This is a genomic window from Sulfurovum sp., assembly GCF_049668085.1.
In the GTDB taxonomy this organism is placed as follows: Bacteria; Campylobacterota; Campylobacteria; order Campylobacterales; family Sulfurovaceae; genus Sulfurovum.
Genome location: NZ_JBATIY010000101.1, coordinates 1 through 13197 on the forward strand (window position 1 = coordinate 1; position 13197 = coordinate 13197).

Consider the following 13197-nt stretch of genomic DNA (forward strand, 5'->3'; position numbering starts at 1 on the left):
ATTCAATGCTATACGGTGAGCAAAAGCTTCTACTTTCGCATCATCCAGCGTGAAGTTGAAAAAGGCTTGCATCTGTTTAACAAGCTCTTCCATCCCTGCTTTTCCTGCTCCACTTACTGCCTGGTAGGTACTTACATCTACTCTTTTGATCCCGTAAAGGTCATGAAGAGGTTTGAGAAGCTGTACCATCTGGATAGTAGAACAGTTAGGGTTGGCGATAACTCCTGAATCTTTCCAGAGTGCGATGTCTTCAGGATTTACTTCAGGTACCACAAGTGGAATATTTGGATCCATTCTGAAGTGAGATGTATTGTCTATAACCACTGCTCCAGATTCTACTGCATACTTCGCATAGTGTGCAGAGATACTACCACCAGCTGAGAAGAAAGCAATATCGATATTTCTACCTTCAAATACCTCTTCAGTCAGTTCTTCTATCTTATAGACTTTACCGTTAAATTCTATCTCTTCACCTGCAGATTTTGCACTTGCCAAAGGTAAAAGGTTTCCTATAGGAAAGTTTACCTCTTCCAAAACTCTAAAAAGCTCTTCACCTACGGCACCACTTGCACCGACTACTGCTACGTTATATTTCTTCACGTTATTCTAACCCTAATGTATCATCTGTTTCTTCACCAGTTTCATCCGGTGTCTCTTCTTTTTGACATTTTGCAATGCTTACCACTTTATCTTTTGCATCTACGTTAACGATCTTCACACCTGAAGTGTTACGTCCTGCTTTACGAATACTCTGCATATCTACACGGATCATCTTACCGATACTGGTTAAACACATCAAGTCTTTGTCTTCTTCTACAAATACTACACCTACAACATCTCCCGTCTTAGGTGTAAGTTTCATAGAGATAACCCCTTTACCTGCACGGTTCTGTTCACGATACTCATTCGCTGTTGTACGTTTACCAAGACCTTTTTCACTCATCATAAGTAATTCGTCTTCTTCATCTTCGATGGTCGTTGCACCACAAACGTAGTCACCCTCTATTTTGAACTTGATCGCAGTCACACCACGTGCTACTCTACCTATCTCTCTTGCATCTTCTACTTTGAATCTGATACATAGACCTTTTTTCGTTGCAACAAAGAGCCATTTTGTATCTGGCTTAACGATCTTCGCTTCTACTAACGCATCATCTTCATCAAGGTTGATCGCTCTTACACCATTAGATCTGATATTAGAATACTCAGAAAGATTTGTTCTCTTCACGATACCATTTTGAGTAAAGAACACAAGTCCTTTGTCTGCTTCAAAGTCAGTGGTTGGGATGATCGCCATGATCTTCTCATCCTGCTGAAGGTTGATAAGGTTCACAACCGCCTTACCTTTAGCCGTACGAGATCCCTCTGGGATACGATACACTTTGAGCCAGTAGAGTTGTCCTCTGTCTGTTACGAACATGAGTGTATCATGTGTATTTGACGTAAAGAACTTCTCGATGAAGTCATCATCATAGGTAGTCACGGCTATCTTACCTTTACCACCACGATGTTGTTTCTCATACTGTTTGACCGGTACACGTTTAATATAACCACGGTGTGTGATCGTCACAACCATTGGCTCATTTGGAATAAGGTCTTCAATGTCTATATCATCATAGTCATCTACGATCTCTGTACGACGTGGAGTTGTATATTTATCACCAATCTCTACAAGCTCTTCACGGATGATCACATTGATCTTCTCTTCACTTTTCAAGATACCTTCAAGTTCTGCAATGAGTTTAAGAAGTTCATTTAACTCATTTTCGATCTTCTCTATCTCAAGACCTGTTAGACGTCTAAGTCTCATCTCCAAGATAGCTTTTGCCTGTATCTCTGAAAGTTTGAAACGAGACATGAGGTTTTCTCTTGCCTCAACATCATCTGCAGATGCACGGATGATCTTGATAACCTCATCGATGTTATCTACCGCGATCTTGAGACCTTCTAAGATATGTGCTCTTGCTCTTGCTTTTTCAAGTTCGAAGATCGTTCTTCTGATCACAACCGTTTTTCTGTGTTTCAAGAAAAGGTCAAACAGTTCTACCAGTTTAAATACTTTTGGTTCTTTATTTGCGATCGCAAGCATGATGATACCAAACGTCACTTGCATCTGTGTAGATTTAAAAAGGTTGTTAAGAACGATCTCACTCATCGCGTCACGCTTAAGCTCGATGACCACACGGATACCTTCTCTGTCTGATTCATCACGAAGCTCAGAGATACCTTCTATCTGTTTGTCACGTACCAGTTGTGCAATGTTCTCTATGAGTCTAGACTTGTTTACCTGGAAAGGAAGTTCATCGATAATGATGATCTCTTTAGAACCTTTTTGTTCTATATGCGTCTTTGCACGTACTTTGATACGCCCACGCCCTGTCGTATAGGCATCCGTGATACCCTTACGTCCAAAGATGATACCCCCTGTTGGAAAATCAGGGCCATGTACGATCTTCATCATATCTTCAACCGTTGAATCCGGATTGTCTATGCGTAAGACAAGGGCTTCTATGAGTTCATCAAGTCTATGAGGAGGAATGTTCGTAGCCATACCAACTGCGATACCGCTTGAACCGTTAAGAAGTAAGTTTGGCACACGTGCAGGAAGCACATCAGGCTCCTGCATAGAGTCATCGTAGTTTGGTACAAAATCTACCGTGTCCTTTTCAAGATCACTCAAAAGCTCTTCAGCGATCTTTGTCATACGTGCTTCGGTATATCTCATTGCCGCAGCGTTATCACCATCGACTGAACCGAAGTTTCCTTGACCATCTACAAGCGGTGCCTGCATAGAAAAGTCTTGTGCCATACGTACAAGTGCGTCATATACAGAGTTGTCACCATGCGGGTGATACTTACCGATAACATCACCGACGATACGTGCGGATTTTTTATAAGGACTTCTGTGTGCGAGATGAAGGTCATTCATCGCATAGAGGATTCTTCTGTGTACAGGTTTCAACCCATCTCTTGCATCAGGCAAGGCTCTACCTATGATAACACTCATTGAGTAGTCAAGGTAACTTGCCTTCATACTATCTTCAATTAACACTTGTCCGGTATTTTGGTTGTCTTCAAACAGATCGCTCATGCATTTCCTTGTTGTTTAAAAAATTGCATTCATTGTATCTAACATCGCCTTAATAAAAAGTCTTAAAACCGCTTAAAATCGAAGCTAGGTATCTTAAAATGGATTTAACGTGAATTTAACACTATTTCTATATAATGCATGACTAAATTATATTTTGAGGAAAAATAGTGCCAATTGAACAAATAAAAGATATCGTAGATTATGGAATAATAGGTTTACTCTTTTTCTTGAGTTTCATCACTTTTGCCTATGCAATAGAAAGAGTACTTTTCTATCGCAGTATCAGAGTGACAGACTACAGAAACAAAACCGCTTTGGAACTTGACATTTCAAAACGTTTACCCACCATTGCATCTATAGGTTCAAATGCTCCATATATCGGACTGCTTGGTACTGTTCTTGCGATCATCCTCACTTTCTATATTATTGGAGAGCAACAAGATACGATAAACCCTGGTGAGATCATGAAACACTTGGCACTGGCATTGAAAGCGACTGCAGCCGGTCTGGTTGTAGCCATTCCTGCAACAGTTATCTATAATGCACTGCTTACACAAGTTGATACGATCTTAGCCAAGTGGGAAATAGCACAGGATAAAAACGCATAATGAGACGAGAACGCTTTGACAAAATGAATGTCATACCCTTCATCGACATTGTTCTGGTGCTGCTGGTGATCGTACTTGCTACAGCTACTTTTGTCAAAAATCAAACTATTCAGGTAGACTTGCCAAGTGCGAGTTCCAAAAAAAGCGAAGATAAAAAGAACATCCAAATAGTGGTAAATAAAGAAGGGGTCTACTCATATGAGGGAGAAGTAATGAGTCTTGACCTCATCAAAGAGAAACTCCTGAAACTTGATCCCAAAAAAGATCTTATTGCTCTACGTATGGATCGAAGTAGTGAATTTCAATACTTTGTAGATATTATAGACATTCTCAAAACTAAGAATTTTGAGAACATTTCTATTATTACGAAGAAATAATCCAACTGAATATTCTGTATCTAAATATTCCTATTATTAATGACTACTCTGTCATCATTCCATAAGGACGCTTTAACTTCTCAGTTAACTGATGTAAACTGACAGAACGTCCTTCTCTGGCAAACTCTCTTCCATCCATAAAGACTATCATTGTAGGTACTGAGAACACAGAGTAATTTGCAGATATCTCTGCATTTTCATGTGCATCAAGATAGATCTGTTTGAGCTGCGGAAAATTCGCATCAAACACCTCTTTGAATTTGGGTCTTAATGCATGGCATACGTTACAGTGCTCTCCAGAAAAGTAAAGCAGAACCCCTACTTCCGTTCTTATAGTATTTTGTAATTCTTCTAGCGTCATACATTATCCTTGAATGATTTTTAAAATTATAACGCTCAAGAGCTACAACTAAGCTTCTTATTTTTAAACTCATTTGGTGTCGCTCCAGCCCATCTTTCAAACTCAGGATGCTCATCAAATGGATTTTGAGCAATTTTAAACAGATCATCCACCACAGAAAAATCACCTTTTTCAGCTGCATCTATAGCCTCTTGAAGCATGTAGTTCTTTAAAACATACTTTGGATTGGCTCCCAACATTTGCTCTTTTCTGACTGCTGTATCTATGGTTTTAATACGTGCATCATATCTGTCCAGCCATGCATTCATAGGTTCATGGTAAAGACCTGTACGTAACAATGCAGCTCTGTCTCCCTCATAGTGACTCAGTGTTCTAAAAAAGAGCGTATAATCCACCTGTAACATCTCAAGCATATCCAACATGTCATCAATGAGCTCAGGGTCACCCTCTACAGTCCCCGGAAGTCCAAGTTTTTTACACATATAATAATGATAATACCTCATGTATATCTTATCAAACATGGCTAAATTCTTTTCCATCTTCTCCACTGTGCTTAAAGGGCTAAGTGCCATCATAAGTGCACGCAGATTCCACTTGGCGACTTGGGGTTGATTCTCAAAACTATAACGTCCATGTTGATCAGTATGATTACAAATATTGTCATGACGGAAGTCATCTAAAAAGGCATAAGGGCCATAATCTATGGTCAGCCCTGCAATGGACATATTGTCCGTGTTCATCACACCATGGTTAAAACCAACGGACATCCACTGTGCTATGAGCCTTGCAGTGATGATCATCACATCATTAAAGAGTAGTGTATAGCGATTATCTTTACCCTTGATATGAGGGAAATTCTCATCAATGGCATAATCAGCCAAAGCCTCAAGCTCCTTGAACATCCCCTCATGGGCGTAGTACTCAAAAGTACCAAAACGTACCCATGAGGTGCTGACACGACAGACCACAGCAGCTTTTTCAATCGTCTCTCGTCGTACATTATGGTCTGAACCTATGATCCCTAGACAAAGTGTACTTGGGATACTCAGTCCCTGCATCGCTTCACTCATAAGATACTCTCTGATACTTGAACGCAGTACTGCACGACCGTCACCATGACGAGAGTATTCTGTGATACCGGCACCTTTGAGTTGCAGATGGTACTTGTCTATCGTACCTATATTAATGGCTCTACCATCTCCGAGTCTTGGTACATAGTGTCCAAACTGATGCCCGGCATAACACATGGCAAAAGTATCTGATCCCTCTTCTGCATGCTTGCCATTGAGAAACGTTACAAACGCTTCGCTCTCAAGTTCACTTTCATCAATATCAAGTACTTTTGCTACATCTTTATTCGCATGTATAAGGTGAGGCCTTATAAGAGGTGTGGGTGTCACTCTGTCGTAACACTCTTCTGGTAGTTCTAAGTATGGGTTGGTTAATTTTAATTCATTTAATTTCATACTTGCATTCTACATACCATCGCTTTGATGCTACTTAAGCCAAATAGGAGTATAATCACACAATTAAATTTGTAAGGAATGTCATTATGGGTAGAGCGTTTGAATACCGTAAAGCAGCGAAAATGAAAAGATGGGGGACCATGTCAAGAATTTTCCCTAAATTAGGGAAGATCATTACTATGGCAGCCAAAGAAGGCGGTATGGATCCAGATATGAACCCTAAACTTCGTACAGCTATTCTCAACGCCAAAGCACAAAACATGCCTAAAGACAACATCGATGCAGCCATCAAAAGAGCTGCTGCCAAAGATGCTGCAGATATCAAAGAGATCACGTACGATATCAAAGCTGTACATGGGGTACAGATGATCGTAGAGTGTGCTACAGACAACAATACCAGAACGGTTGCCAATGTAAAAGCCATACTTGCCAGAAACGGTGGGGAAATGCTTACATCGGGTTCTTTAAGTTTTATGTTTACCCGTAAATGTGTTTTTGTATTTAACAAAACGGATGAGATGGACTTGGAAGAGCTAGAACTGGAACTTATCGACTTTGGCTTAGAAGAGATCGAAGAAGATGTAGAGCCTCAAGAAGATGGTGAAGATATCAATATTGTAAGGGTTTACGGTGACTTTACTGCATTTGGTGAACTTAGTAAAGCATTGGAAGATATGCAAGTAGAAGTGAAAAAAGCGACTTTAGAGTATATTGCCAATACACCTACAGAGCTAAATGACGAACAAATGGAAGAGATAGATATACTCATCGACAAATTAGAAGACGATGAAGATGTACAAATGGTTTTTACCAATATTGCCTAAAGCGTAATCAACAATTCCCATCTATCATCTCTGGGGTTAAACCCAAAGATGGGCAATTAATTACTTTTCGTGCTGCTCCACGAATTCTTCATATCCACCTTTAAAGTCGATCACTGTTCCATCTTCATTGAATTTAATGACACGGTTTGCAAATGCATCGATAAGCTCTCTATCGTGAGAAACACAGATAACCCCGCCTTTGTAGTTGTGTAGTGCTTCACCCAGAGCGACGATCGCTTCAAGGTCGAGGTGGTTGTTTGGCTCATCCATGACTAAGAAGTTTGATGAATCCATCATGATCTTAGAAAGCATAACACGGTGTTTTTCACCACCAGAACACGCATTTATTTTCTTTTTCTGTTCTTCTCCGGAAAAAAGCATACGACCCAGTGTTTTTCTTATATCATCGATATGCCATTTCTGATCAAATCCTTGTATCCATTGTGGTAACTCTTCATCGCCTACAACCAGATCTGTCGTATTTTGAGGAAAGTAACTATGTGTGATGGTCTGTCCCCATTTAAACATTCCTGCATCAGCTTCGATCTCTTCCATCAAAATTTGAAGGAGTGTTGTTTTCCCTACACCATTTGTACCGATAAGGGCAATTTTGTCACCTTTGTTTATCTTGAATGTGAGATTTTCAAATACTTTTTCTCCATCGTAGCTCTTAGAAAGTCCTTCTACTTCAAGTACTTCATTACCGATATCTCTATGTGCCTTGAACATGATAGACGGGTCACGTCTACTTGAAAGTTGTATGGCTGCTACATCTAGTTTATCTAACTGCTTTTGACGACTTGTTGCCTGCTTTGCCTTAGATGCATTTGCAGAGAATCTAGCAATGAACCCTTCAAGTTCTTCTTTCTCTTTCAATGCTTTATTTCTATCTGTTTCAGCTTGCTTGGCGATAAGATTTGCTGCAATATACCACTCATCATAATTCCCTGTAAACTCACGTATATTTTGAAAGTCAAGATCAAGAATGTGTGTGACAACACCGTTGATGAAGTGTCTATCGTGAGAAATAACAAGCAGTGTACCTTCATGACGTTTAAGCTCATTTTCCAGCCAGCTGATCGTTTCCATATCAAGGTTGTTCGTAGGCTCATCCAGTAACAATACATCCGGTTTCAGGAAAAGTACTTGTGCCAATAAGATCTTGAACTTGTCACCACCCGTAAGTGAAGACATAAGATCCTCATGTTGTGATACAGGGAAACCTAATGAAGCAAGAAGTTTCTCTATCTTTACATCAGACTCATAGGTAGGGTCTTCATCTGCACAGATCATTTCAAGTTCACCTAGACGGTTGTTCACTTCATCACTTTCAAAGTCACCTTCCATATAGAGTTTTTCTTTCTCTTTTTGTGCATCAAAAAGTTTTTTGTTTCCATAAAGTACAGCATCTTTAAGGGTATAGTCTTCAAAAGCATACTGGTTTTGACTAAGCATACCCAGTTTCAATCCTGGCTGAAGCTGTACTTCACCATCACTTTGTTCTATCTCTCCTGCAAGTATCTTCATAAATGTTGATTTCCCTGCACCATTTGCCCCTATGAGACCATAACGTTTACCTGCATCTAAAGTGATGTTAATTTTGTCAAAAAGCACTCTTTTTCCGTAGCGCTGTGTTAAGTTTACTGTACTAAGCATATGTAATCCTTGAATATAATTATTGGAATTTTAACATAATGGTCTGAAAGTGCAAAAAAGCCTATGAAGAAAGTGAATAGTAAAGGGTTTTTATAAACAAAAACCCTTTTGATAAGTGATGTGTTAGCCTAATAGATCAATGACATTCTCAATAGGACGTCCAATAGCTGCTTTGCCATCTTTAATCACGATAGGTCTCTCTATAAGCTTTGGATTTGCTACCATAGCCTCTATGAGTTTATCTTCATCAGTTTCCTCTTTGAGGTTTAACTCTTTATAAATAGCCTCTTTGGTTCTCATCAGTTCTCTAGCACTGATACTCAACATACTGAGCATTGCTACCAGCTCTTCCCTACTTGGAGGTGTATCAAGATATTTAACAACCTCTGCTTCAATCCCTTTCTCTTCTAAAAGTTTTGCTGCATCTCTTGATTTACCACATCTTGGGTTATGCCAGATGGTTACATTTGCCATAGTATTTTCCTTTATTATGTAATTTAACGATTTTTTTATCGACTCCGGTGATAAGTTTTTTGTTTTTACCGTCATAGTCTATATTTAAAAGTAAGTAGCGAACAGCATTGATGCGGGCTCTTTTTTTATCATTTGCATCCACTTCACACCAAGGTGCATGATCGGTACCCGTGAGGCTAAACATCTTATCTCGCAAAACTTCGTAGGTACCATAGGCGTTCATCGATTTATAGTCCAGTTCAGAGAGTTTCCAGCCTTTAAGCGGATCGTTTTCTCTGTCCTTGATACGGTTTTTTTGTGTTTCGTGGGAAATGTTGAGATAGAATTTGAAAAAAAGTACACCATCATCCTCCAGCATCTCTTCTACCCCATTGACCTGTCTGTAAAAATGATCATGCTGTTCCTGTGTACAAAAGCCAAAGACCTGTTCTATCCCTGCTCTGTTGTACCAGCTTCTATCAAAAAAGACGATCTCACCCGCATTGGGTATCTGTTTTAAATGGCGCTGGAAATACCACTGCCCCAACTCTTTTGAGTTTGGTTTAGGCAAGGCTACAGAACGAGCTTCTCTTGGATTAAGATAGTTGTTAAACTCTTTAATGCCTGAGCTTTTCCCTGCAGTATCCATACCTTCAAAGATCACTAAAAGTCTTTTGTTGTTATCGATCACCCATTTTTGGAGTTTGACCAGCTCATGCTGAAGTTTTAAAGACTCTTTTTCATAAAACTTTCGTTCTATCTTTCCGGATTTCTTAAAGACTTTAGAAGGTTTCCCTTGATACTCTGCCAACTCTTTTGTATACCGTATCTTTTGACTAGTCATCCTTGTCTCCGCTTATCTCTTTTGGTATCTTCTTATTTGTCTGTGCCCCCAGTTCTTTAAGCTGCTGGACCTGTCTTACAAGATTTCCTTTACCATCACTCAATTTGCTGCGTGCTGCAGAAAAACTGCCTTGAATGCCGTCTATCTGTTTGGAGATCTTCATCAAGTCTTCAGAGAAACCGACAAACTTGTCATACATCGCGCCTGCTCTTCTGGCTATCTCTTGGGCATTTTGATTTTGACGTTCATATTTCCATACATTTTCCACTGCTCTCATTGCAACGAGTAAAGTAGTAGGTCCGACAAGAAGGATCTTATTCTTAAAGGCATTATCATAAATACTGCTATCGTGTTCAAGTGCAACAGCCAATGCGCCCTCTATAGGCATGAACATAAAAATAAAATCTAAGGTATTCACCTCTTTTAGACGTTCATAGTTCTTGTTCGAAAGTCCATCTACATGAGCTCTAATAGAAGTTAAATGTGTCGCCAGATGCAGTGATCTACCCTCTTCATCTCCAGCATTCACATAGCGTTCATAAGCTACAAGTGAAGTCTTTGCATCAATAATAAGGTCTCTGTTGTCAGGTAAATGTACCACCACGTCCGGTCGTAGAACCTCATTTTCATCTGTACGGAGACTTACCTCACGTTCAAATTCAAAGCCTTTTCGAAGTCCTGAAGCTTCCAGTACATTTTCAAGTACCATCTCTCCCCATACTCCTTGCTGTTTGCTGTCTCCTTTTAATGCATTGGTAAGGTTAATGGCATCTTTGCTTATCTTTTCATTGAGCTCTTTAAGTGAATTGATCTCATTTTTTAGCACTGCTCGATCTTGACTTTCAGTATTATAGGTGTCAGCTACCTGTTTTTTAAACTCTGTAATTTGTGTTTGAAGCGGTTTGATCATATTGTCCAGATTCTCTTTAGAGAACTCTGCAAACTTTTGAGAATTACCGTCAAAGACCTTTTTAGCCAATGATTCCAACTCATCTTTGATCTCTTTTTTATGGTTGAGCATCATCTCTTTTTGAGAGAGTGTATGTCTCTCTTCACTTTCTAGTTTCATAAGCAAACGTGCATTATTCGTACGGTATCTACTGTTATCCTCAAGTATACTATCCTGGCGTTCTTTTAGCGTATTATGTTCATCCAGCAGTGTCGCATAGATACTTTGTGCACCCTCAAGCTGCGCCTTGATCTGGCTAAGTTCTTTTTCCAGTTCACTGTGTTTACTTTGCAAGGTTGACAACGTTTCATTGGTAGACTTCAATGTCTCTTTGGTTTCTGCAAACTGCTGCAACTCCTGTTCATTGCTTGCATTCTTAAGTTTATACGCTTCAAGCTCATGCTCTAATGCAGAAATATATTCTGTTTTTTCTTTGTTATCAACCTCTGTATTCCAGAATCTGTCTTTATAGATCTTCACCTTCATCGCCGAGACCACGATCACCAGTAAAATAACCAAAAGCACTACTAAAGCCAAACCTGCCATCAGCATTAAAGTAGAATCATTCTGTATTTTTAACAATAGCTCTTGCATTCCTATCCTCTTATCATGTCATATTTTCTAGGGTAGTTACATTTCATACTTTGTGTAGGCAAATTTCCCTTCCCATATTTCATGTGTTTGAATACTATTTGCACCTTATTGTCGAGATCATCATAATATGCGATACTGTGCAATCTTTGTTTTTTATCTACCTGTATCGTATATTTTTTATTTTCATACTCTGCCATATAGATATTTTCACTGTGTAAGATTGCTTTTTGCAAGATTTTAGCAATGTCTATACCTTTGGTTATCATATATGCTGAAACCTGTTCGAGATCATGATCAACTACAAGTAGTTCAAAACCATCGGTGCAGACCTCTTTTTGTGTAGGTTCTTTATAGCTCCACTTAAAAAGTCTTTCATTTGAAAAACGTACTTTCCCGCTGTAGGTAATTACTTTTTCTTTTGTGTTTGTTATTTTCTGTATAAAGTCTGCTTGAAAATTTTCTGGTAATGCTATGTTTGCTGAGAGCAATGAAAATGCCAATGACAATAACGCTAATAGTTTCATTCTTTTTCCTTATACTTTGAAATATACCAAAATAGCACTTGTATAGTGTTAAGATATGTCATATTGTCATAAAATTGTGAAGCAAGCGTGTGAAGCGTTCACCCTTTGCTAACGCAATATTAATGACTATTTGGATAAAATATCCCCAATTTATGCAAAGGCAAAACCTACAATGATTAAAAGCGTACTCAAACTCTTTGGCACAGAAAATGACAGGATCGTAAAAAACTATCTCAAAAAAGCAAAAAACATCAATGCTCTTGAATCTAAGTATGAAGCAATGGATGATGAAGCACTCAAAGCTGCATTCAGCGCACTTAAAAATGAAGTACAAAATGATTCAAAAACTTTGGACGATGTACTGTATGACTCTTTTGCCATTACCAGAGAAGTAGCAAAACGTACTTTGGATATGAGACATTATGACGTGCAGATGGTCGGTGGTTTGGTACTCAACGACGGAAACATTGCGGAGATGAAAACGGGTGAAGGTAAAACACTCGTAGCCACACTGGCTGTTGTACTCAATGCCATGAAAGGGAAAGGGGTACATGTGGTCACCGTCAATGACTACCTTGCGAAAAGAGACTCCGAAGAGATGGGGAAACTCTATACGTTCCTGGGTTACTCAGTAGGATGTCTCACAGCCGAGATACATGACGACATGGGTAGAAAAGCACAATATGATGCAGACATCACCTATGGTACCAACAACGAATATGGTTTTGACTACCTTCGTGATAACATGAAGGTAAGAGCTGAAGAGAAAGTACAGCGTGAACACCATTATGCGATCGTGGATGAAGTTGACTCCATCCTTATCGATGAGGCAAGAACACCACTGATTATCTCTGGTCCTACACAACGTGACCACAACCACTATGCCCAAGCAGATACAATTGCCAAACAGATGGAGCGTGGAGAAAAAATAGAAACCAAAGCAGGAGAACCAGAACAAACCACTGGCGACTTCATCGTTGATGAGAAGAACAGAACCATCGTAATGACAGAAGACGGGCTTCAAAAAGCGCAAGACCTCTTTGAAGTAGAAAACCTCTACAGTCTTGAAAATGCTGTCCTCTCGCATCACCTTGACCAATCGCTTAAGGCACACTATATCTTTGAAAAAGATGTAGACTATGTCGTACAAAATAATGAGATCATCATCGTTGATGAGTTTACAGGAAGACTCTCTGAAGGTCGTAGATATTCTGAAGGATTGCACCAGGCACTTGAAGCCAAAGAAGCGGTAGAGATTCAAGAAGAGTCACAGACACTTGCAGAGATCACTTATCAAAACTACTTTAGACTCTATGATAAGCTCGCAGGTATGACAGGAACGGCACAAACTGAAGCGACTGAATTTTCACAGATCTATAGTTTGGATGTTATCTCTATCCCTACCAATGTACCTGTTGCCAGAATGGACAAGAATGACCTCATATACAAT

Annotated in this window: 13 protein-coding genes; 4 read left to right on the forward strand and 9 right to left on the reverse strand. The window is 39.4% G+C overall.

Going from position 1 to position 13197, the window contains the following annotated elements; genetic code table 11:
• Together WBM70_RS06805 and gyrA are read right to left on the reverse strand one after the other, a co-directional pair.
• Positions 1-600, reverse strand: a 600-nt coding sequence (locus WBM70_RS06805) for an aspartate-semialdehyde dehydrogenase (RefSeq protein WP_424557748.1), incomplete at its 3' end; no start/stop codon positions are given.
• A 1-nt stretch (position 601) separates the two neighbouring features.
• Complete coding sequence (gyrA, locus tag WBM70_RS06810; protein WP_424557749.1) at positions 602-3091, reverse strand: DNA gyrase subunit A; 2490 nt, start codon at positions 3089-3091, stop codon at positions 602-604.
• Between the two features lie 167 nt (positions 3092-3258).
• Between gyrA and exbB the strand changes: the two genes are divergently transcribed.
• Both exbB and WBM70_RS06820 read left to right on the forward strand, forming a co-directional pair.
• On the forward strand, positions 3259-3699 hold the full coding sequence (gene exbB / locus WBM70_RS06815) for a TonB-system energizer ExbB (protein ID WP_424557750.1): 441 nt from the start codon (positions 3259-3261) through the stop codon (positions 3697-3699).
• Entirely contained in the window at positions 3699-4076 is a 378-nt protein-coding gene (locus tag WBM70_RS06820) for an ExbD/TolR family protein (RefSeq protein WP_424557751.1), read from the forward strand. The genes exbB and WBM70_RS06820 overlap by 1 nt, the downstream gene beginning before the upstream one ends.
• Before the next feature lie 43 nt (positions 4077-4119).
• On the opposite strand, the gene WBM70_RS06825 is transcribed toward WBM70_RS06820, so the two are convergent.
• Together WBM70_RS06825 and WBM70_RS06830 are read right to left on the reverse strand one after the other, a co-directional pair.
• Positions 4120-4437, reverse strand: a complete 318-nt coding sequence (locus WBM70_RS06825) for a thioredoxin family protein (RefSeq protein ID WP_424557752.1) — start codon at positions 4435-4437, stop codon at positions 4120-4122.
• Between the two features lie 35 nt (positions 4438-4472).
• Positions 4473-5903 carry a protein adenylyltransferase SelO gene (locus WBM70_RS06830; protein ID WP_424557753.1) on the reverse strand — a complete coding sequence of 477 codons (1431 nt, stop codon included), beginning with the start codon at positions 5901-5903 and terminating at the stop codon, positions 4473-4475.
• Positions 5904-5989: 86 nt separating this feature from the next.
• On the opposite strand from WBM70_RS06830, the gene WBM70_RS06835 reads away from it, so the two are divergent.
• Positions 5990-6727, forward strand: coding sequence for a YebC/PmpR family DNA-binding transcriptional regulator (locus WBM70_RS06835; protein ID WP_424557754.1), 738 nt, complete (start codon positions 5990-5992; stop codon positions 6725-6727).
• Between the two features lie 60 nt (positions 6728-6787).
• On the opposite strand, the gene WBM70_RS06840 is transcribed toward WBM70_RS06835, so the two are convergent.
• The 5 genes from WBM70_RS06840 to lolA form a co-directional block, all read right to left on the reverse strand.
• On the reverse strand, positions 6788-8383 hold the full coding sequence (locus WBM70_RS06840; protein ID WP_424557755.1) for an ABC-F family ATP-binding cassette domain-containing protein: 1596 nt from the start codon (positions 8381-8383) through the stop codon (positions 6788-6790).
• A gap of 123 nt (positions 8384-8506) precedes the next feature.
• Positions 8507-8857, reverse strand: a complete 351-nt coding sequence (gene arsC / locus WBM70_RS06845) for an arsenate reductase (glutaredoxin) (protein ID WP_424557756.1) — start codon at positions 8855-8857, stop codon at positions 8507-8509.
• The gene (gene ppk2, locus WBM70_RS06850; RefSeq protein WP_424557757.1) at positions 8832-9680 is read right to left on the reverse strand and encodes a polyphosphate kinase 2; all 849 of its coding nucleotides are present in this window, start codon (positions 9678-9680) and stop codon (positions 8832-8834) included. Before ppk2 ends, arsC begins: the two co-directional genes overlap by 26 nt.
• Positions 9673-11223: a DNA recombination protein RmuC gene (rmuC, locus tag WBM70_RS06855; RefSeq protein WP_424557758.1), complete on the reverse strand. Its 1551-nt coding sequence runs from the start codon at positions 11221-11223 to the stop codon at positions 9673-9675. The genes ppk2 and rmuC overlap by 8 nt, the downstream gene beginning before the upstream one ends.
• A 2-nt stretch (positions 11224-11225) precedes the next feature.
• A complete protein-coding gene (gene lolA / locus WBM70_RS06860) occupies positions 11226-11747 on the reverse strand; it encodes a LolA-like outer membrane lipoprotein chaperone (protein WP_424557759.1) in 522 nt (173 codons plus the stop codon).
• A 172-nt stretch (positions 11748-11919) separates the two neighbouring features.
• Here lolA and WBM70_RS06865 point away from each other — a divergent pair.
• The coding region (locus WBM70_RS06865; RefSeq protein WP_424557760.1) for a DEAD/DEAH box helicase at positions 11920-13197 on the forward strand (1278 nt) is incomplete at its 3' end.

Bases quoted from the DNA above. Each gene is read 5' to 3' on its own strand.
- gyrA (WP_424557749.1), bottom strand. From the start codon at position 3,091: ATGAGCGATCTGTTTGAAGACAACCAAAATACCGGACAAGTGTTAATT.
- WBM70_RS06820 (WP_424557751.1), top strand. From the start codon at position 3,699: ATGAGACGAGAACGCTTTGACAAAATGAATGTCATACCCTTCATCGAC.
- WBM70_RS06825 (WP_424557752.1), bottom strand. From the start codon at position 4,437: ATGACGCTAGAAGAATTACAAAATACTATAAGAACGGAAGTAGGGGTT.
- WBM70_RS06830 (WP_424557753.1), bottom strand. From the start codon at position 5,903: ATGAAATTAAATGAATTAAAATTAACCAACCCATACTTAGAACTACCA.
- WBM70_RS06835 (WP_424557754.1), top strand. From the start codon at position 5,990: ATGGGTAGAGCGTTTGAATACCGTAAAGCAGCGAAAATGAAAAGATGG.
- WBM70_RS06840 (WP_424557755.1), bottom strand. From the start codon at position 8,383: ATGCTTAGTACAGTAAACTTAACACAGCGCTACGGAAAAAGAGTGCTT.
- arsC (WP_424557756.1), bottom strand. From the start codon at position 8,857: ATGGCAAATGTAACCATCTGGCATAACCCAAGATGTGGTAAATCAAGA.
- ppk2 (WP_424557757.1), bottom strand. From the start codon at position 9,680: ATGACTAGTCAAAAGATACGGTATACAAAAGAGTTGGCAGAGTATCAA.
- rmuC (WP_424557758.1), bottom strand. From the start codon at position 11,223: ATGCAAGAGCTATTGTTAAAAATACAGAATGATTCTACTTTAATGCTG.
- lolA (WP_424557759.1), bottom strand. From the start codon at position 11,747: ATGAAACTATTAGCGTTATTGTCATTGGCATTTTCATTGCTCTCAGCA.